This is a genomic window from Geomonas sp., from assembly GCF_056994735.1.
Genome location: NZ_JBXKJL010000287.1, coordinates 25,917 through 45,247, shown reverse-complemented (window position 1 = coordinate 45,247; position 19,331 = coordinate 25,917). Strand labels below are relative to the sequence as shown.

Below are 19,331 nucleotides of genomic sequence, written 5' to 3'. Positions count from 1 at the left end.
AGATTGTCATCCCCGAATGCCCTTATCGGGGATCCAGATTTCACGTCGTTTAGGAGCTGGATTCCCGATCAGAATCGCTTCGGGAATGACAGTTTTGGAAACTGGCGGAAGATTGGTACTAATCAGGAAGGTTTTTCATTCTATGTTCTTTCTCTGTGGCCCTCGGTGTCCTCCGTGGTGTTTGCTTTTGGATTCAGCTTTTAATCTTTTCCCCTTAGCCCTCAGCCTTTTGCCCTTAGCCTAGAAAAGCTTTCGCCCTTACCCTGAGAAAAATCCCTTTACAAACCGGAAGCCTTATATTATATATGTCCACCTTGTGGAGAGATGTCCGAGTGGTTGAAGGAGCACGCCTGGAAAGCGTGTGTACGTTAATAGCGTACCGAGGGTTCGAATCCCTCTCTCTCCGCCATAATTATAATTTCTTTGCGGACAGATCTGATAGCTGGGTCCCGCGCAACGGAAGGTTATGAACCCCGTCAGGTCCGGAAGGAAGCAGCGGCAGTAACCGCCACCGTGTGCCGCGGGGTAGCCCAGCTATCAGCTCTTTCCGCAACCCTCCGTAGCCCCTTCCCCGCCCCACACGCACCGTTAGCAGTGACTGATGCCGAGAGGTAAACCCCCTTGTCTTATCTCGTACTTGCCAGAAAGTGGCGACCCCAGACCTTCAGCGACCTGGTCGGGCAGGAGCACGTCAGCCAGACCCTGAAAAACGCCATCGACGGCGGCAGGGTGGCCCATGCCTTCCTCTTTACCGGCGCGCGCGGTGTGGGCAAGACGAGTTCGGCCCGCATCCTGGCCAAGGCGCTCAACTGCGAGAGCGGGATGTCGGTGGAGCCCTGCAACACCTGCTCGGCCTGCCTGGAGATCACCGAGGGGAACTCGGTCGACGTCTTCGAGATCGACGGCGCCTCCAACACCGGCGTCGACGACATCAGGGAACTCCGGGACAACATCAAGTACCTCCCGTCCCGCTCCCGCTACAAGATCTTCATCATCGACGAAGTCCACATGCTCACCACCAACGCCTTCAACGCGCTGTTGAAGACGCTGGAGGAGCCCCCTTCCCACGTCAAGTTCATCTTCGCCACCACCGAACCGCACAAGGTCCCGATCACCATCCTCTCGCGCTGCCAGCGCTTCGACTTCAAGAGGATCGCCCTGCCGCGCATCGTGGCCAGGCTGCGCTACATCGTGGACCAGGAGGGGGTGAGTGCGAGCGACGAGGCGCTTACCGTGGTGGCACGCAAGGGCGACGGGAGCATGCGCGATTCCCTTTCCACCCTGGACCAGGTGCTGGCCTTCTGCGGCAACACCGTTTCCGACGCCGATGTGGCGGCCCTTTTGGGCGTGGTGGACCGGCGCCTGATCATGGAGGCCTCGCGGGCGGTGCTCTCTGCCGACGTGCGCGGCGTGCTGGAGATCGTGGCGCGGGTCGATTCCTTCGGCTACAGCATGAGGCAGTTCTGCCAGGAGCTGATTGACCAGTTCCGCAGCATCTCCATCCTGAAGGCGCTGGGCGATGCCGGCGACCTGCTGGAACTTTCCGAGGCGGAGCACGAAGAGCTCAAGGGGCAGGCGGCTTCGGCCTCGCTGAACGACCTGCAGCGCCGCCTGACGCTCCTGCTTAAGGCCGAAGGGGAGATGGCCCACTCCGGATTCCCCCGGCTGATCCTGGAAATGGCGCTGATGAAAATGGCGACCCTGGCCCCGGCCGTCCCGGTGCAGGACCTGCTGGCGAGGCTCGCGGCACTGGAGGGGGGTGCCCCGGCGGCTCCGCGCCCGGTCCAGCAACCCGCTCCCGCGGCGCGCCCGCAGGAGGCTCGCCCCGCCTTCAAGGCTCCCGGCCCTGCAGTCGCGCGCGAATCGGCGTCGGTCCCCGCACCGGCCGTTTCCCGTGCCTCCGCCCAGCCCGCTGCCGCGCCGGCCGCTACTGCAGCTCGCTGCTTCGACGGCGACCTCTGGGGGAGCCTGGTAGGCTTCGTCAAGAGCAAGAAACCGATGATGGGATCGTTGCTGGAACAGGTTCGCCCGGTGAAGGTTTCCCGGGAACAGCTGGAAATCGGCTGCCAGGCCGGGTTCGAGTTCAAGACCATGCAGGAGCAGCTTGCCGATCTCAAGGAGCTGGCCAAGGCGCATTTCGGGGCGGCTACCGCGATCAGGCTGGTGGTCCAGGATGCTGTCCCCTCGGATGCGCCCCCTTCCCTGTCGGAAAAAAAAAGCCTTGAGGACGCCGAGCGCAAGGCAAAGCTGAGACGCGAGGCCGAGGCGCACCCGCTGGTGGCCGCGGCGGTGGAGATCTTTGACGGCGAGATAGCGGACGTGCGGGAGCTGCCGGGAAAAGAACAGGCTCAATGATTGCCGAACCGGCTCACGATTGCTGAACCGGCTCGATGATTCTCGTAGGAGCGCCCTTCCGGGCGCGAACGGTTCCTGAGGCTCCTGCTCAGTTCAGGTCCGACCAAGGCAAATCCCCCCTGTCCCCTTCGCAAAGGGGGGGGAGGGGATTCCCAGCTTCCTTAGCGTTGCGATGAAACCAGCTGGCGGCGAAGGCGAATTAAATAACGGCGTTAGTGACTATATGTTGCCAAATAAACGGTAATTACGGAGGGATAAGATGTCCAAAGGGTTGGCGCAGATCATGAAACAGGCTCAGATGATGCAGCAGAAGATGGGCAAGCTGCAGGAAGAGGCGGCGAACCGTACCGCCGAGGTCACCACTGGTGGCGGAGCCGTAACGGTGGTTGTAAACGGGAAGAACCAGGTCCTCTCGCTGGTCATCAAGAAAGAGGCGGTCGACCCGGAGGACGTCGAGATGTTGCAGGACCTGGTGCTGACCGCGGTCAACGAGGCCCTGAAAAAGGTGCACTCGGAGATGGCTGAGGAGATGAGCAAGATCACCGGCGGCCTTAATATCCCGGGCCTTTTCTAGAAAATTCAAGTTGTTAAGGCAAAGATGGCTGGAGGGCGCAAGCGGAAGCTATGCGCCCTTTTAATTAAATAAATCTTGGTCAAAATTTTTTTTGGTAAAAATAATCAGTAAAAAAATGTTTTATCCAGGGTGGGAATATGCTACATTTTTCGAACTCGCTGACCAGGCTGGTGGGCGAGTTGAAGAAACTGCCGGGTGTCGGTGAAAAAAGTGCGCTGAGGCTGGCCTTCCATCTGCTGAAATCTCCGGGGAACATGGAGGCGTTGGCCGAGAGTCTCTTGCAGGTGAAGGAGCGGGTGCATTTCTGTTCGGTCTGCTTCGCCATCACCGAGGACGACCCGTGCTGGATCTGCTCCGGCGACCGTGACGCCACCACCCTCTGCGTGGTCGAGGAACCCCAGGATCTGCTGGCGATGGAGAGAAGCCGGGCCTTCAGGGGGCGCTACCACGTGCTCCAGGGGGCGCTCTCGCCGCTGAACGGGGTGACGCCGCGGGACCTGAGGATCGCCGAGCTGATGCAGCGCCTGGAGGGGGGAGAGATCCGGGAGGTGCTGATCGCCACCAACTTCAGCGTTGAGGGGGAAGCGACCGCGCTCTACCTGACCAGGCTGATCAAGCCCCTCTCGGTGAAGGTGACCCGGCTGGCGCATGGCATCCCGATCGGAAGTGACCTCGAGTACGTCGACGCGGCAACGGTGCAGCGGGCGGTCGAGGGAAGGTCGGAGCTGTAGCGGGACGTATTCCACCACCGTCGCGGGCTTCAACTCTTGTTTTGAAATACGGTCTACATTTGTACTGCCTAAGCTTCCGGATCTACCAAATACTCACAGGGAGGAATTCAATGTCGCGCAGAATGGTAACTATTGACGGTAACACTGCAGCAGCTCATGTGGCTCACGCCACAAACGAGGTGATCGCCATCTACCCGATCACCCCGTCTTCGGTCATGGGCGAGATCTCGGACGAGAAGAGCGCCAGGGGAGAGAAGAACATCTGGGGCACCGTCCCGAGCGTCTCCGAGCTCCAGTCCGAGGGTGGCGCCTCCGGCGCGGTCCACGGCTCCCTGCAGGCCGGTGCGCTGACCACGACCTTCACCGCGAGCCAGGGTCTGCTGCTGATGATCCCGAACATGTTCAAGATCGCCGGCGAGCTTACCTCCACGGTCTTCCACATCTCGGCCCGCGCCATCTCGGCCGCTGCCCTCAACATCTTCGGCGACCACTCCGACGTCATGGCGGCCCGCTCCACCGGCTGGGCCATGCTCTGCTCGAACAACGTGCAGGAAGTCATGGACTTCGCGCTGATCGCCCAGGCCGCCACGCTGCGCGCCAGGGTCCCCTTCATGCACTACTTCGACGGCTTCCGGACCTCGCACGAGGTGCAGAAGGTCGAGGAACTTACCTTCGACGACATGCGGGCCATGATCAGCGACGAGCTGGTGCAGGCGCACCGCGACCGGGCGCTCAACCCTGAGAAGCCCGTGCTGCGCGGCAGCGCCCAGAACCCCGACGTCTACTTCCAGGGACGCGAGACCGTCAACCCCTACTACCCGGCCTGTCTCTCCATCGTCCAGGAGGAGATGGACAAGTTCGCCGGCGTCACCGGCCGCCAGTACAAGCTGGCCGAGTACGTCGGGGCTCCGGATGCGGAGCGCGTGGTCATCGTGATGGGGAGCGCCGCCGACACCGTCGAGGAGACCCTGGCCACCCTTACCGCCGCAGGCGAGAAGGTCGGCCTGCTGAAGGTCCGCCTGTTCAGGCCGTTCCCGGTTGACGCCATCGCCGCCGCCCTGCCGGCCAGCGTCAGGAAGATCGCCGTCCTCGACCGTACCAAGGAGCCCGGCTCCCTGGGCGAGCCGCTCTACCTCGATGTCAGGACCGCCATCGGCGAGGCTCTGGCCGATGGGAAGTGCAACTTCCAGGGTTACCCGATCATCGTCGGCGGGCGCTTCGGCCTCGGCTCCAAGGAGTTCACCCCCGGCATGGCCAAGGGCGTGTTCGACAACCTCAAGCTCGACAAGCCGAAGAACCATTTCGTGGTCGGCATCATCGAGGATGTCACCAACAGCTCCCTCGACTACGATCAGAAATTCGTGAACGCCTCCCCGGGGACCTACGCGGCCATGTTCTTCGGCCTCGGCTCAGACGGCACCGTCGGCGCCAACAAGAACTCCATCAAGATCATCGGTGAGCAGACCGACAACAACGTCCAGGCCTACTTCGTGTACGACTCCAAGAAGGCCGGCTCCGTCACCACCTCGCACCTGCGCTTCGGCAAGGGCGAGATCCGTTCCCCGTACCTGATCGACCAGGCCGACTTCGTCGCCTGCCACAACTTCTCCTTCCTCGAGAAGTACGACATGCTGAGCCGCGCGAAAGACGGGGCAACCTTCCTCCTCTGCTCGCCGTTCGACAAGGACCAGGTCTGGGACAGCATGCCGGTCGAGGTGCAGCAGCAGATCCTCGGCAAGAAGCTGAAGTTCTACGTGATCAACGCCATCGCGCTCGGCGAGCAGCTGGGCCTCGGCGCCAGGATCAACGTGATCATGCAGACCGCTTTCTTCAAGATCTCCAACATCATCCCGCTGGAGACCGCGCTCTCCGCCATCAAGGACGCCATCAAGAAGAGCTACGGCAAGTCCGGCGAGAAGGTCGTGGCCATGAACAACCAGGCTGTCGACGCGGCGCTGGAGAACATCTTCGAGGTGCAGATCCCGGCTGGAGCCACCAGCAAGCTCCGCAAGCCCCCGGTTGTCGGCGCTCACGCACCGCACTTCGTGCAGGACGTCACCGCCACCCTGATCGCCGGCTACGGCGACGACCTGCCGGTTTCCAAGATGCCGGCTGACGGCACCTTCCCGACCGGCACCTCCCAGTACGAGAAGCGCAACATCGCCGTCGATATCCCGGTCTGGGACGACAAGCTCTGCATCCAGTGCGGCATCTGCTCCTTCGTCTGCCCGCACGCCTCCATCAGGATGAAGATCTACGACGCCGACAAGCTCGCCGGCGCTCCGGAGACCTTCAAGTCGGCCGAGGCCAGGGGCAACGAGTTCAAGGGGATGAAGTGCACGGTCCAGGTCGCTCCCGAGGACTGCACCGGCTGCGCCGCCTGCGTCGCCAACTGCCCGGCGAAGTCCAAGGAGGACGCCAACCACAAGGCGATCAACATGCAGTTCCAGGCGCCGCTGCGCGCCCCGGAGGCCGCCAACTACGACTTCTTCCTGGCCATCCCGGAGACCGACCCGGCCCTGGTGAAGCGCGAGACCCTGAAGGGAAGCCAGCTCCTGAGGCCGCTCTTCGAGTACTCCGGGGCCTGCGCCGGCTGCGGCGAGACCCCGTACCTCAAGCTCATGTCGCAGCTCTTCGGCGACCGTGCCCTGATCGCCAACGCCACCGGCTGCACCTCGATCTACGGCGGCAACCTGCCGACCACCCCGTGGACCAAGAATGCTGACGGCCGCGGCCCGGCCTGGTGCAACTCCCTCTTCGAGGACAACGCCGAGTTCGGCTTCGGCATGAGGCTGGCCGTCGACAAGTTCAACCAGGCGGCTCTCGAGCTGGTGGACGAGCTGCTCAACTGCAGCTGCACCTCCTGCGACCCGATCAAGGGTGTCCTCAAGGAGATCGTCGGGGCCGACCAGTCGACCCAGGCCGGCATCGAGCTGCAGCGCGGCCGCGTGGCCAAGGTCAAGGAAGCTCTCGCCGGCTGCGACAACGCCGCCGCCAAGAAGCTCCTCTCCCTGGCCGACTACCTGGTCAAGAGATCCGTATGGATCGTCGGCGGCGACGGCTGGGCCTATGACATCGGCTACGGCGGCCTCGACCACGTCATCGCATCGGGCAAGAACGTGAACCTCCTGGTGCTCGACACCGAGGTCTACTCCAACACCGGCGGCCAGGCTTCCAAGTCCACCCCGATGGGCGCCGTGGCCCAGTTCGCGGCGGGCGGCAAGCCCCAGGCCAAGAAGGACCTGGCCATGATCGCCATGGCCTACGGCAACGTCTACGTGGCCAAGGTATCCCTCTCCAACCCGGCCCAGGCCGTGAAGGCCTTCATCGAGGCGGAAGCCTACGACGGACCGTCGCTGATTCTGGCCTACAGCCACTGCATCGCCCACGGCATCGACATGGCCACCGCGGTTGATACCCAGAAGCGTGCAGTCGCCTCCGGCCACTGGCCGCTGGTCCGCTACAACCCGGCGCTGGTCGAGCAGGGCCAGAACCCGCTGCAGCTCGACAGCAAGGATCCGAGCATCACCCTCGAGGAGTACGCCTACGGCGAGAACCGCTACCGGGTGCTCAAGAAGAACAACCCCGAGGCGGCGGCTACGCTCATGGCCCGCTCCAGCGAGCTCACCGCCCGCAGGTTCGACCTGTACAAGCAGATGGCCCAGATGGAGTACGGCAAGCTGACGGACATCATCTGCGGGAAATAGCGCTTGACACCCTTTCCGTCAGTCGCATATGATCATCATGTGCCGAGGATGGTCTCGGCACTTATTAGCAGCAGTAACAGGAGAATGCAGTAATGGCAAAAGGTGTAGTTAAATGGTTCAACGACAGCAAGGGGTTTGGTTTCATCGAGCAGGATAACGGCGAGGATGTTTTCGTACATTTCTCCGCAATCCAGGGAGACGGTTTCAAATCCCTAGCTGAAGGTGATGCCGTCGAGTTTGAAGTGCAGAAAGGGCCGAAAGGTCTGCAGGCTGCAAACGTCACCAAGATTTAAAGCAACCGCTTTAAAAACAAAAGAAAAGGGGCCCCGGAGAAATCCGGGGCTTTTTTTATAGGGAGAGCGGAAGGGGTCTCACGGGGATGAATCAGGGAGGCTCACGCTCCCCCTCCCTTGACGGGAGGGGGCAGGGGGGTGGGTGAGCGGTTCACTCGATGCACGTGCCGGTCGAGCCTGGCTTGCAGACGGTCTTGTCGATCCACAACGCGCCGTCCATGCGGGTGCCGTCCAGGCGGGTGCCGCGCAGCCTGGCCTGAATGAGCGAGGCTCCCCTCAGGTTTGCTCCTCCCAGATCGGCCAGCTCGAGGTCGGTCTCGGTCAGGTCGGCGCGCTCCAGATTGGCACGGTGCAGGTTGGCCCGGTTGAAATTCACCCCGCTGAAGTCCATCCCTGCCAGGGACAGTCCGCTCAGATCGGAGCCGGAAAAGTCGCGGGTGGTGTTGAGGATGCCCTGCACCTCGGCGAGGGAGAGGCGCCTGTTGGTGACCTTCGATGCCTTGCCCGTGACCTCGGCGTGAGGCGCCGCCTTCACCCCGGCCTTGGCATGCCGCTTTTTGCGTACGTGACGGGCCGGCTTCTTTTCGGGCTCTTTCTTCGCGGAGGCTTCAGGTGGCGCGCTCCCGTCCTTGGCTTCCCTGGCAAGGGCGGCCAGCTTGACTTCGGCAACCCTCAGGGCCTTGGCCTCGTCGTCAGGCTGGCTCGCCCTAGCGGCGGAAGGGATCATCACGGCGCTAACAGTCATGGCCAGGAGCGTGGCAGCTATGTGAACAAAACGGCTGTTCATGGTGGTTCTCCCTAGTTCAGGCGTTACAGGTGTATCCCGTCCCCGCCCCGGGCTTCCCCGGGATGAATCCCGGAAGCGCCGGGGCCGGAACTCCCGGTCAGGGGGGGGCGCGCGGAAAGCGGTTCGCTTAGATCATTTATCGGTAGGAGCTGGAAAAACTGAAGAGGGAGCCCGCACTCTTCGCGTCGAGGGCGCCCCCCCTGCAGTGGCTCGCCCCGTCCGGCAGCAAAAGGGCGGCATGTCCGGCAGACCGGGCGGCGCGCCGAACGGTGCGGTGTGTAAATGGGAACCGCCGTGTGCTATATTGGGGCTGGATCCTGGCCACACGAATCAGAACATCCGATTGGGAGCGAAATGGCTACAGATAAGATCGTCGTTAAAGGTGCTTGCGAACATAACCTGAAGTGCATCGACGTCGAGATCCCGCGGGACAAGCTGGTGGTCATCACCGGCATCTCGGGTTCGGGAAAATCGACGCTCGCCTTCGACACCATATACGCCGAAGGGCAAAGGCGCTACGTCGAGTCGCTTTCGGCCTACGCCCGGCAGTTCCTCGAGCAGATGGAGAAGCCGGACGTGGAGTCGATAGAAGGGCTCTCCCCCGCCATCTCCATAGAGCAGAAGACCACCAGCAAGAACCCCAGGTCCACGGTAGGGACGGTTACCGAGATCTACGACTACCTGAGGCTCCTCTTCGCCCGCATCGGCCAGCCCCACTGCTACAACTGCGGCCGCCCCATCTCCTCACAGACGGTGACCCAGATGGTTGACCAGATGATGTCGCTGCCGCAGGGGGCGAAGATCACTCTCCTCTCCCCGATCGTGCGCGGACGCAAGGGCGAGTACAAGAAGGAGCTGATGCAGCTCAGGAAGGACGGCTTCGTCCGCGTCATCATCGACGGCAATACCCTGGACCTGGCCGAGGAGATCACACTCGACAAGAAGAAAAAGCACGACATCGATATCGTGGTCGACCGGCTGGTGGTCAAGCCGGGGATCGAGAGGCGGCTGGCGGACTCGCTGGAGACGGCGCTGCGTCACGCGGACGGCATCGTCAAGGTGGCGCTCTCCGCGGACGAGGAGCGGGAGATCAAGGCGGAGACGCTCCTCTTCTCCGAGTCCTCGGCCTGCATCGAGTGCGGGATTTCCTATCCGGAGATGACCCCGCGGATGTTCTCCTTCAACAACCCCTACGGCGCCTGCCCCGACTGCACCGGCCTGGGGGCGAGGATGTACGTCGACCCCGAGCTGGTGGTTCCGGACCCCGACCTTTCCCTGAGGGACGGTGCCATCGCGCCATGGGAGAAGCGGTTCTCGGGGTGGTACCAGCAGACCCTGGAGGCACTGGCGAAATCGTACGGCTTCGACATGCACACCCCGTTCAAGACCCTCACCAAAAAGGCCCACGATGCCGTGATGAACGGCTCGGGCGGAGCGCTGGTCGATTTCTGGTGGGAGGACGAGGCGGGCAAGCGCCACTACTACCGGAAGGCCTTCGAGGGGGTGCTGCACAACCTGGAGCGGCGCCACCGCGAGAGCGATTCGGAGCAGGTGCGGGAAGAGCTGGAAAAGTACATGAACGTGATGCCCTGCCCGACCTGCAACGGCGCCCGTCTCAAGAAAGAGGCACTCTTCGTGACGGTCGGGAAGCAGAACATCCAGCAGGTCACGGCGCTGTCGATCAAGGACTGCCTGGCCTTCTTCCAGAGCGTGGCGCTCTCGGAGAAGGAGGAGGACATCGCCCGCAGGATCTTGAAGGAGATCCGCGAGCGGCTAAACTTCCTGGTCAACGTGGGGCTCGACTACCTCTCGCTCGACCGCTCGTCGGGCACCCTCTCGGGGGGAGAAGGGCAGAGGATCAGGCTGGCCACGCAGATCGGCTCCTCGCTGGTCGGCGTGCTCTACATCCTGGACGAGCCCTCGATCGGCTTGCACCAGCGGGACAACAGCCGGCTGCTGCAGACGCTTCGCCACCTGCGCGACATCGGCAATACCGTGCTGGTGGTCGAGCACGACGAGGAAACGATCGAGGAGGCGGACTGGGTCATCGACATGGGCCCCGGAGCCGGCGTCCACGGCGGCGAGGTGGTCGCCGAGGGGACTCCCGCGGAGATCATGGCCAACCCGCACTCCCTCACCGGCCGCTACCTCTCCGGCGCCCTCAGCATCCCGGTCCCCAAGGAGCGGAGAAAGGGGACGAGATTCCTGACCATCGAGGGTGCCAGCGAGAACAACCTGAAGAACGTCACCCTGGACCTGCCGCTGGGGGTGATGACCTGCATCACCGGGGTCTCGGGCTCGGGCAAATCGACGCTGGTGATCGACACGCTGTACAAGACCCTCAACCAGCGGCTTTACAAGAGCCGGGAGAAGGCCGGCGCGGTCCGGAATATTCACGGCCTCGACGCCCTGGACAAGGTGATCAACATCGACCAGTCCCCCATCGGCCGCACCCCCCGTTCCAATCCGGCCACCTATACCGGGCTCTTCACCGAGATCAGGGAGATCTTCGCGCAGCTGCCGGAATCGAAGATGCGCGGCTACAAGGCGGGGCGCTATTCCTTCAACGTCAAGGGGGGGAGGTGCGAGGCCTGCTCGGGCGACGGGATCATCAAGATCGAGATGCACTTCCTTCCCGACGTCTACGTCCAGTGCGAGGTCTGCAAGGGGGCGCGTTACAACAGGGAGACCCTCGAGGTGCGCTACAAGGGGCGCTCCATCGCCGAGGTGCTGGACATGACCGTCTCGCAGGCGCTGGTCTTCCTCGAGCACATCCCGCGGATCAAGTCCAAGCTGAAGACCCTGGAGGAGGTCGGGCTCGGCTATATCAAGCTCGGGCAGTCGGCAACGACCCTCTCTGGTGGGGAAGCACAGAGGGTGAAGCTGGCCAAGGAACTTTCCAAGCGGGCCACCGGCCGGACCATCTACATCCTGGACGAGCCCACCACCGGGCTGCACTTCGCCGATATCGCCAAGCTCCTGGAAGTGGTCCACAAGCTGGTCGATGCCGGGAACACCATCGTGGTCATCGAGCACAACCTGGACGTGATCAAGACGGCCGACTGGATCGTGGACCTGGGGCCGGAAGGCGGCGACAGGGGGGGCGAGGTCATCGCCACCGGAACCCCTGAGCAGGTGGCCAGGGTCGAGAGATCCTACACGGGGCAGTACCTTAAGAAGCTCGTCCTGAAATAACCCTCCCCACCCCGACCTCCCCTCGAAGGAGGGCGGGCCCTGCCGGCCGAGCTCCGGTTCAGGGGGGGATAGGAACGGAGGTACAGGTCATGACAGACGAGAAATGCAACTGTGGCGAAACGCATGAGGGGGGGTGCGCCGGGTGCGCGATGGACGATATCTTCACCTACTGGTGCGAGTCCTGCAAACGCTCGGTGTCCGACAAGCGCTGCCCGTACTGCGGCCTGAAGGCGAAAAGAAAAAAATAACGGGGGGCGCGGGACATTTCCCGCTGGAGATTCCCGCGCCGCCATCCCGTCTTACCCGAGCCGTTCCCGTCACTTGGCACATCCGTCTCCAAACCGGCTGCGAACAAATCCCCCCAGGCCCCGCTTTGACCCCTCATTATGCTAGATCCCACCCTCTTTAACATTCCCTTCCCGCTGTCTTGCAGCTAAAGCACGATATAATAAAGCGAAAATCACTCGTGCCAGGGCAAATGTTTCGGGACGGATTATGCGCTACCATCTGCTGCGACTCTTTCTTCTTTGTACGTTGATACTGCTGCAGAGCGGTTGCGCATTCCTTTTGCCTAGAGCGAAGGTGGTGGCCGAGTCGCCATGGCAAGAATACACCGACGCGAAGAAGGCCTTCGATGCCATCACCATCGGCAAAACCACGGTCAGCGACCTGAAGGATCTCGGCTTCGACATCAAGGCCTCCCCGAACATCAAGGTGCTCAACTACCTCGACATCGCCGCCACCGTCCAGGCGATACCGATGGAGGAACTCGATCCCGGCCTGCAGGCCTGCCTGAGGGCGCGGACCGACTGCCGCGCCTACGTCTTCGAGCCTACCCGGACCTACAGCAAACGCGTAGGCAATTTCTGGCTCGACCTGCTGGCCTTCAGGCGCAAGACCCACCAGACAGGCTGGAGGTTCAAGGCCCTGATCGTTTTCGTCAACAGCCACGTAGCCTACAAGTTGTCCAGCGGCGAGCCGAAGATCGATCAGATGGATGACAGGATCAATCCTCTCGGCCCGATACAGAGCCCAGAGATCAGGATTCCCACCTTCTTCTTCTAAATCCACATCAGGCAGAGGCGCCCATGGAATGGCAGGAAGGATACGTCACCGACGTGGAGTACGTTCGTGGAGTCTACCGCGAGCTGGCGCCTTCGGTGCTGAACCTGGTGCTGTTAATCCAAAGCCTCGAACCGGTAGCGGTGCAGGACGGCTTCACCTACTGCGACCTCGGTTGTGGCCACGGAGAGGCGCTCAACCTTTTCGCCGCCTGCCACCCCCAGGGTCAGTTCCACGGGGTCGATTTCAACTATGCCCACATAGCAGGCGCCCGCGGCCTGGCCGGTGAGGCGGGATTGGACAACGCCACCTTCTGGGAGGCGAGCTTTGCCGATCTCGCGACGCTCCCCCTCCCTGATTTCGACTTCGTAGTCATGCACGGCATCTACAGCTGGGTCGGAAGTGACAACCGCAGGCTGATCCTCGATTTCCTGGAGAGGAAGCTCAAGCCGGGAGGCGTCGCATACGTGAGCTACAACAGCCTGCCAGGTTGGAGTTCCCACGCTCCTCTGCGGAAGCTCCTCGCGGAGTACGGCGACACCCAGACCGGTCCGCTGGAGCAGCGCGTGGATCGGGCCCTTCAGTTCGCGGAGAGGTTGAAGGTGGCCGGCGCCTCGGTCTTCAGTTCGAGTCCCTCGACCACGGAATTCTTCGAACGCATCCGTACCCTCCCCAGGAACTACCTCGCACATGAATTTTTCAACCGCAACTGGACCCTTTTCTATCACTCCGAGGTGGTGCAGGACTTGGCCGAGGCCGGGCTGAGCTTCGCCGGTTCCGCGAACTTCGCCGAAAATCAGGAGATGCTCAGGTTCACCGAAGCGCAGCAGCAGGTGCTGGCGGAGATGCCCGACAGGATCATGAGAGAAACGGTGAAGGATTTCCTGGTAAGCCCGCTGCTGCGACGGGATGTCTTCACCAAGGGGAGCCGCAGGATGCCCCCTTCCGCCCAGATGGAACACTTCGGGAAGCTCCGGCTGGCCCTGGTAGTGCCGCGGCAGACGCTGGGGGGGAAGGCATCGTTTCCCATCGGGGAGGTCCTGTTCGCCCCTGAGCTCTACGACCCGCTCCTTGCCGCGCTGGACCGAAAGCCCCATACGCTGGAGGACCTGCTGCGGCGCCGGGAGATAGCCCGTCTCGGCACCGGGCGCGTGGTGGAGGCGCTGATGGTGCTCCTTTCGGCCCAGTACCTGATGCCGGCGGTCGACCCAGACGATCTCGGAGTAATGGCGGCAAGAAAGCTCAACGAAGTGCTGCTCGATCGCGAGGCCGATAACCTGGAGACGCAGCCGGTCGCCTCGGCCGTGGTACAGAACGCGGTCAAGCTGGAGTGGCTCGACCGGCTGCTGGTCCTGGCGAAGATGTACGGCAACAATGACCCGGCAACATCGATCTGGGACAGGATTCAGGCCATCAGGGGCGCGAGGCTCACGGCCTCTCCCCCGGGACCGGCAACGCTGGACGAGCTGAGGCTGGAGATCGAGTCTTTCCGCAACAACAGGCTTCCCTTGCTGCGACAGCTGCGCATCGTCTGACCGCAAGCCCCTGCACCAGCCACCGTCGTCTCTCTTCTCCTTGGTTCCCGCCCAGAATGATGCTATGGTAGCGAAGCCGCCAAACCATGGCGCCAGGGAGATCCGCCATCATGACCGAAGCCCAGCACCCCTTTCAGACCCTCACCCCCAGTTTCATCATGGACGCCGTCGAGAGCCAGGGGGTCCGCTGCGATTGCCGCACCTCGGCCCTCAACAGCTATGAGAACCGCGTCTACCAGGTTGGGATAGAGGAGGGGGATCCCTTCATCGCCAAATTCTACCGCCCGGGGCGCTGGAGCGACGAGCAGATCGTAGAGGAGCACCGCTTCTGCTTCGAGCTGGTGGAGCACGAGCTCTCGGTGGTGGCGCCGTGGTGTAACGAAGCCGGGGAAAGCCTCTTTCACTTCGACGGCTTCCGCTTCGCCCTCTACCCGAGGCAGGGCGGCCACGCGCCGGAGTTCGACAACGACCAGAACCTCCTGGTGCTGGGCAGGATGCTCGGACGGATCCACAGCATCGGCGAAGTGCGGCCGTTCGAGCACCGGCCGACCCTCGATACCCGGAGTTTCGGGTATGACAGTGTGGCCCTGATCAGCGAAGGTTTCATTCCGGCGGAGTACCGGGAGAGCTATGCCGCGGTGACGAGTCAGCTGCTGCAGGGGATCGACGAGATCATGGGCGCGACGCAGTTTCGTCTCATCCGGACTCACGGCGACTGCCATGCGGGGAACATCCTCTGGCGGGACGGAGCCCCGCACTTCGTCGACTTCGACGACGCCCGGATGGCTCCTTCGGTGCAGGATCTATGGATGATGCTCTCGGGTGAGCGGCCGCGGCAGCTGGCGCAGCTTGCCCAGCTGGTCAAGGGCTACAACGAGTTCAATCACTTCGCCCCCTCCGAGCTGCGGCTGATCGAGGCACTGCGCGCCCTGCGCATGCTGCACTACAGCGCGTGGCTGGCCGCCCGCTGGGAGGACCCGACTTTCCCGCGGACCTTCCCGTGGTTCAACACCGTCCGCTACTGGGGGGAGCACATCCTTCAGCTGAGGGAACAGCTCTCCGCGCTGGAAGAGCCGCCGCTGGAACTGCCGTAGCCTCGTTGGTCAGCGGCTCTTCTGCTCCAGCTCCAGGTCGAGGTTCTTCAACTTATCAAGGTTCTTGTTGAGTTGCTTGATCCTGTCGTCCAGTTCGTCGACCTTCTTCCTCAGCTCATTTCGCTCGGCAGTGAGGGTCTGGTTGGCGGTGGCGAGGGCGCGGTTCTGGCGCCGCAACTCATCCACCCCGCTTAACATCTCCGTCAAGGGAGCGGCCTGCGCCGTCCACGGACTCGCGGGATATTCCCTCTTCAAGCGCCTCAACAGCTGCTGCCCCTGCCCCCCTCCCCCCCTTTCGCCGCCCCGCCTCAGAGAGAGGAGCGCCAGCCGGAAGAGAGCCTCGTCGGTGACGCCAGGTACCGGGCGGCCATTGGTGACGGAGGCCAGCATCCTCGCCGCCGCGGTCTTTTCCCCCATGCGCAGGAGTTCTATCGCCTGTGCAAGTCTTTTAGCCGGCGAAGCAGATTCCGCTCGCACCACGGCCGAGACTGCCGGCTCCAGGCGGACCTCCTGCTCCGGACGAGGGGGCCGGGTGGCCCCCTTGGGGGCCGCGGAGGCGCACCCCGCGGAGAGCGAGGCGATAATGGCAATGATGACGCTCTTTTTCATGTGACCCGCTCTCACCCGCTGATCAGGTAGTTGCTGCCAGGGTGCTCCTTGGCCGTGTCCTTGACCTTGGCGGCGGCCCGGGCGATATCGACCGCCGAGGAATATCGTTGTCCCCCGCAGATCACCACTGCGATGGAGATGGTGGTCATCGGGAAGAAACGGTGCACCCCGTAGCGGTCCGTTCCCTCGATCCCTCCCGCTCTCCTGTCTTCCGGGGCGAAATGCTCGACCGCCTCGGCGTCGAAATTCCTGATTACCTCCTGGCAGACCGTGGCGGCTTTCTCGGTAGGGACTACCATGACGAAATCGTCGCCGCCGACATGACCGACGAAGCCTTCGTCGCCGCAAATCGACTTCACCGTGGCCTCGATCAGGTCACCGGTCACCCGCAGCAGATCGCTCCCCTTGGCGTAACCGTAGTGGTCGCTGAAGGGCTTGAAGTTGTCGAGGTCGGCGTAGCAGAAGGCGAATGGTTCCCCGCCCTTCAGCCTCTCGTCCAGGACCCGTTCGATGGCGATGTTGCCGGGAAGGCGGGTAAGGGGGCTGGCATCCAGGCTCACCTGCTCCAGGACCTTGAGCCTTCCGGCCATCCTGGTGAAATCCCTGGCCAGCTCGGCGACCTCGTCATCACCCTGGATCTGCGGGTCGAAGTCGAAATCCCCCGCCGCGATGCGGTGGGTGGCCCTCTGCAATTTTCTCACCGACTGGAAGGTGCGGTAGGTGACGGTGGCAGCGACGCCGATGGAGAGGAGGAGCCCGGTGAGGGAGATGACGATGGTCCACCTCATGGCGCTTTCCTGCTGGTAGTTGGCCCGCTGCAAGAGCTCCGGCAGCCTCGCCTGCCGCCGGTCGTACGATTCGTCCACCGCCGTCAGCATCCTGACCGCCGCCGACCTGAGCTGCGGCTCGGAGCCCGGGACGTTGGCGAAGAGGCGGCCTGCTGCCGCCTGGTAGCCGGAATAGAGTTTCCCGAGGGCGGTTACATCCTTCCCCGGGTCGGTGGTCTGCAGCACAGCCAGGTTGGCCAGGGATTCCTTCTCGCGCTGGCGAAAGAGGGCCAGGAAGGCGGGGTCCTTGAGGATGGCGTATTTCCCCGCATAACCCTCCTGCGCCAGCAACGAGCTGCGCAGCTTTATCAGCGCGCTGATGGCCGGGAGATCCCTCGCGGCAATCTCCCGGGTGGTCTTGTTGATGGCGTGGAGGTTGAGGTAGGAGAAGAAGAGGGCCGCCCCGGTAAAGACAGCCATAGCCGCGTATCCTGCCGCGATCTTCTGGATCAGTGTGAGACCTGAGAGACGGAAAGTGGCGTGGGGTCCTGACATGGTACGGCATTCCTTGGGGATAGTGGCTCAGTGCGCCGGCATACCTTGGGATAACTCTCTCAGAATGTGATCTGCAACCTGTTCCGGCGTTTCCGAATCCATTGCTATGACAATGCCTGCATGGCACCTGTAAAGCGGGAGCCTTTCCTGATAGAGCGTCTCCAAACCCCCGGTACCCATTCCGACAATGCCGCGCGGCGCCTCGGACTGGATGTGCCGCCGTATTGCCTCCACCGAGGCATCCAGAAAGACGATGGTTGATATGGCAGCCAGATGTTTCATGGCCGCCTCGGAATAGACCACGCTGCCGCCGGTCGAAATCACCGTCTGGGCCGCCACCGACAGCGCCACGACCGCCTCCTCTTCCAGCTTCCGGAAAGCCTCGTCCCCCACCCGGTCTATCACCGCCTGCAGCGGCCTTTGGTATCGCCTCTCGATCAGCTGGTCCGTATCGATGAACTTACAGTCGAGCCGCGAGGCCAGGATCCTGCCGACCGCGCTCTTCCCGGACCCCGGCATGCCGATCAAGGTCACGCTTCCGGTGACCTTTGCCGCCCGATCGGCGGGAACTCTCACCAGCCTGATGCTCTCCATGTCGTCGTCTCTGTCCCGTAGCATTCCCTTCCTGGGATCACCTCTCATATCGGAGGCGGGATAGTGGCTGGCTTACCGGTTCTTCTCGATCGGTTTGAGATAGGGATCGGCTGAGAAGCGGAGTGCCCTAGAGGGTTTCTCTCAATTCCTTCAGTATCTCGATCTGCCGCTGGTTGACGTAGACCGACAGCAACTCTTCGGTTTGCTGGGTATGGTCGAAGCAGAGGATGCATTTGAAGGGCGGGCCTTCCGTGCTGATGCGAAGGAGGTTTGCCCGGATCTGCATGACCAGCTCCTCGCCACTTACCGGTCCGACCAGCTTCATCTCGACCCGGGCCTCGTTCCCCAGAAAACCGTCTTTCACCAGCGTGTTGAGGCAGCACCCCTCCAGAGAGATGTCGTGGATAATGCCGGAAATGACGTTGGGCCCGGAGTAGGTCATGATGCTCAGGGGCCTTTTGAAGCGGACCCGGACGGCACTGCGCCTGTTGACGAAGAGCTCTTTATAGCAGAAGCGGGACAAGCTGACCGTGCAGCGCCGGATATCGATACTCTCCAGCTGACCGAGCACCGGAGTTTCCACCAGGGGGGACTGGATGTAGACCTCGTTGCACTGCGAAATGGCCGCCAGCTGGAGCTCGCACGTTTGCAGCTCGACTTGGTGCGCCTTCACCTCGCAGATGCTGGCGGGGTGGGTGATCGGCATCTCTTTGTAGATGTTGGTCAGGGTGATGCGGGGGTCGCCGCGCAGTGAGAGGAGCTCGTGGAACTTCTCGATGAAGGCCTGCTGCTCGATGCCTTCTGATACCCTGTCAACTGCCTGATCCGACGTACTGTCCATCGTCGTCGTCCTCGGTTAGAGCCATCTTCGATGAGGACCTGCTTCAAGCGGACGAGTTCTGCCGGGAACGTTGCAGCAGGATGGGATCCTGGTCAGGAGCCTTCTATATATTAAAGGATCAGCCCCACCGGCGCAATTTGGGGGAGCTAAAAAATATGAAGCTGGCGGTAAGGTGCCGGGTGGGGGCGACGATCAGTACCAGGGGTACCCCGCGGCGCGGCGGCGGATGAAGTGCTCGATGAGGAAGAAGGGGCGGATGAAGATGACTTTTCGGCGACGCAGGTGGACCAGGTCTATGAGGAAGTGAAAGAGGCAGCCGGCCAGGAGGTAGTTGAGGGGGGGATACAGGTTGGCCAGCAGCCCGAGCAGGATGAAGAAATCTATCGTGTGGAAGATGCAAAGCCCTACATAGGGGATGGTCCCCTGGATCGGCTGCAGTTCGGCGAAGTAGCGGAACATCCCCCGCACGCTCAGGCTGCGCTTGCGTTGGATGTAGAGCAGGTAATGATCCACGTCGATCAGGACGCCGCCCACGGCGAAGAGGGCGAGCTCCCCGCTCCCCAGGATCGGTGCCAGTGCGGCGGCCGCTATCCCCGTCAGGGCCAGGTGTTGGGTAAGGGTCATGGCCGCAG

Annotated in this window: 17 protein-coding genes, 1 tRNA gene and 1 other RNA gene; 13 read left to right on the top strand and 6 right to left on the bottom strand. The window is 62.5% G+C overall.

The features are described 5' to 3' along the window. From AC11W3_RS12490 to AC11W3_RS12455, 8 genes are all read left to right on the top strand, one after another. Positions 1–204 (top strand): hypothetical protein (locus AC11W3_RS12490; RefSeq protein WP_484089097.1); only part of this gene is annotated, 204 nt, incomplete at its 5' end. A 114-nt stretch (positions 205–318) separates the two neighbouring features. After that, a tRNA-Ser gene (locus AC11W3_RS12485) sits at positions 319–409 on the top strand. Positions 410–440: 31 nt separating this feature from the next. After that, positions 441–539: signal recognition particle sRNA small type (gene ffs, locus AC11W3_RS12480), an RNA gene on the top strand. A gap of 82 nt (positions 540–621) precedes the next feature. Next, positions 622–2,355 (top strand): DNA polymerase III subunit gamma/tau, encoded by a 1,734-nt coding sequence (gene dnaX, locus AC11W3_RS12475; protein ID WP_484089096.1) that lies wholly within the window; start codon positions 622–624, stop codon positions 2,353–2,355. 259 nt (positions 2,356–2,614) lie between these two features. Continuing rightward, positions 2,615–2,929: a YbaB/EbfC family nucleoid-associated protein gene (locus AC11W3_RS12470; protein WP_484089095.1), complete on the top strand. Its 315-nt coding sequence runs from the start codon at positions 2,615–2,617 to the stop codon at positions 2,927–2,929. A gap of 137 nt (positions 2,930–3,066) precedes the next feature. Then, positions 3,067–3,660, top strand: a complete 594-nt coding sequence (gene recR, locus AC11W3_RS12465) for a recombination mediator RecR (RefSeq protein WP_484089094.1) — start codon at positions 3,067–3,069, stop codon at positions 3,658–3,660. 110 nt (positions 3,661–3,770) lie between these two features. Beyond that, on the top strand, positions 3,771–7,367 hold the full coding sequence (gene nifJ / locus AC11W3_RS12460; protein WP_484089093.1) for a pyruvate:ferredoxin (flavodoxin) oxidoreductase: 3,597 nt from the start codon (positions 3,771–3,773) through the stop codon (positions 7,365–7,367). 92 nt (positions 7,368–7,459) lie between these two features. Continuing rightward, a complete protein-coding gene (locus AC11W3_RS12455; RefSeq protein ID WP_484089092.1) occupies positions 7,460–7,660 on the top strand; it encodes a cold-shock protein in 201 nt (66 codons plus the stop codon). A 151-nt stretch (positions 7,661–7,811) separates the two neighbouring features. Here the strand turns inward: AC11W3_RS12455 and AC11W3_RS12450 are convergent, their stop codons facing one another. Further along, entirely contained in the window at positions 7,812–8,447 is a 636-nt protein-coding gene (locus tag AC11W3_RS12450) for a pentapeptide repeat-containing protein (RefSeq protein WP_484093106.1), read from the bottom strand. A gap of 354 nt (positions 8,448–8,801) precedes the next feature. Here AC11W3_RS12450 and uvrA point away from each other — a divergent pair, with 354 nt between their 5' ends. From uvrA to AC11W3_RS12425, 5 genes are all read left to right on the top strand, one after another. Further along, positions 8,802–11,642: an excinuclease ABC subunit UvrA gene (gene uvrA / locus AC11W3_RS12445; protein ID WP_484089090.1), complete on the top strand. Its 2,841-nt coding sequence runs from the start codon at positions 8,802–8,804 to the stop codon at positions 11,640–11,642. Positions 11,643–11,731: 89 nt separating this feature from the next. Beyond that, positions 11,732–11,890, top strand: coding sequence for a hypothetical protein (locus tag AC11W3_RS12440; protein ID WP_484089089.1), 159 nt, complete (start codon positions 11,732–11,734; stop codon positions 11,888–11,890). Positions 11,891–12,137: 247 nt separating this feature from the next. Then, positions 12,138–12,707, top strand: coding sequence for a hypothetical protein (locus tag AC11W3_RS12435; RefSeq protein WP_484089088.1), 570 nt, complete (start codon positions 12,138–12,140; stop codon positions 12,705–12,707). A gap of 23 nt (positions 12,708–12,730) precedes the next feature. Further along, positions 12,731–14,239, top strand: coding sequence for a methyltransferase regulatory domain-containing protein (locus AC11W3_RS12430; RefSeq protein ID WP_484089087.1), 1,509 nt, complete (start codon positions 12,731–12,733; stop codon positions 14,237–14,239). A gap of 110 nt (positions 14,240–14,349) precedes the next feature. Further along, complete coding sequence (locus AC11W3_RS12425; protein WP_484089086.1) at positions 14,350–15,333, top strand: serine/threonine protein kinase; 984 nt, start codon at positions 14,350–14,352, stop codon at positions 15,331–15,333. Between the two features lie 9 nt (positions 15,334–15,342). On the opposite strand, the gene AC11W3_RS12420 is transcribed toward AC11W3_RS12425, so the two are convergent. The 5 genes from AC11W3_RS12420 to AC11W3_RS12400 all read right to left on the bottom strand — a co-directional run bounded on the left by AC11W3_RS12420 (position 15,343) and on the right by AC11W3_RS12400 (position 19,323). Further along, positions 15,343–15,942 (bottom strand): hypothetical protein, encoded by a 600-nt coding sequence (locus tag AC11W3_RS12420; RefSeq protein WP_484093105.1) that lies wholly within the window; start codon positions 15,940–15,942, stop codon positions 15,343–15,345. Between the two features lie 11 nt (positions 15,943–15,953). Further along, entirely contained in the window at positions 15,954–17,264 is a 1,311-nt protein-coding gene (locus AC11W3_RS12415) for a HAMP domain-containing protein (RefSeq protein WP_484089084.1), read from the bottom strand. Positions 17,265–17,291: 27 nt separating this feature from the next. Continuing rightward, complete coding sequence (locus AC11W3_RS12410; RefSeq protein ID WP_484093104.1) at positions 17,292–17,882, bottom strand: shikimate kinase; 591 nt, start codon at positions 17,880–17,882, stop codon at positions 17,292–17,294. Positions 17,883–17,985: 103 nt separating this feature from the next. Then, positions 17,986–18,699 (bottom strand): PilZ domain-containing protein, encoded by a 714-nt coding sequence (locus AC11W3_RS12405; protein ID WP_484089082.1) that lies wholly within the window; start codon positions 18,697–18,699, stop codon positions 17,986–17,988. Between the two features lie 192 nt (positions 18,700–18,891). Then, positions 18,892–19,323 (bottom strand): hypothetical protein, encoded by a 432-nt coding sequence (locus tag AC11W3_RS12400; protein WP_484089081.1) that lies wholly within the window; start codon positions 19,321–19,323, stop codon positions 18,892–18,894. Positions 19,324–19,331 lie beyond the last annotated feature (8 nt).

Coding starts and splice junctions, on each gene's coding strand:
- AC11W3_RS12470 (WP_484089095.1), top strand. CDS start 2,615: ATGTCCAAAGGGTTGGCGCAGATCATGAAACAGGCTCAGATGATGCAG.
- recR (WP_484089094.1), top strand. CDS start 3,067: ATGCTACATTTTTCGAACTCGCTGACCAGGCTGGTGGGCGAGTTGAAG.
- nifJ (WP_484089093.1), top strand. CDS start 3,771: ATGTCGCGCAGAATGGTAACTATTGACGGTAACACTGCAGCAGCTCAT.
- AC11W3_RS12455 (WP_484089092.1), top strand. CDS start 7,460: ATGGCAAAAGGTGTAGTTAAATGGTTCAACGACAGCAAGGGGTTTGGT.
- AC11W3_RS12450 (WP_484093106.1), bottom strand. CDS start 8,447: ATGAACAGCCGTTTTGTTCACATAGCTGCCACGCTCCTGGCCATGACT.
- uvrA (WP_484089090.1), top strand. CDS start 8,802: ATGGCTACAGATAAGATCGTCGTTAAAGGTGCTTGCGAACATAACCTG.
- AC11W3_RS12440 (WP_484089089.1), top strand. CDS start 11,732: ATGACAGACGAGAAATGCAACTGTGGCGAAACGCATGAGGGGGGGTGC.
- AC11W3_RS12435 (WP_484089088.1), top strand. CDS start 12,138: ATGCGCTACCATCTGCTGCGACTCTTTCTTCTTTGTACGTTGATACTG.
- AC11W3_RS12430 (WP_484089087.1), top strand. CDS start 12,731: ATGGAATGGCAGGAAGGATACGTCACCGACGTGGAGTACGTTCGTGGA.
- AC11W3_RS12425 (WP_484089086.1), top strand. CDS start 14,350: ATGACCGAAGCCCAGCACCCCTTTCAGACCCTCACCCCCAGTTTCATC.
- AC11W3_RS12420 (WP_484093105.1), bottom strand. CDS start 15,942: ATGAAAAAGAGCGTCATCATTGCCATTATCGCCTCGCTCTCCGCGGGG.
- AC11W3_RS12415 (WP_484089084.1), bottom strand. CDS start 17,264: ATGTCAGGACCCCACGCCACTTTCCGTCTCTCAGGTCTCACACTGATC.
- AC11W3_RS12410 (WP_484093104.1), bottom strand. CDS start 17,882: ATGCTACGGGACAGAGACGACGACATGGAGAGCATCAGGCTGGTGAGA.
- AC11W3_RS12405 (WP_484089082.1), bottom strand. CDS start 18,699: ATGGACAGTACGTCGGATCAGGCAGTTGACAGGGTATCAGAAGGCATC.
- AC11W3_RS12400 (WP_484089081.1), bottom strand. CDS start 19,323: ATGACCCTTACCCAACACCTGGCCCTGACGGGGATAGCGGCCGCCGCA.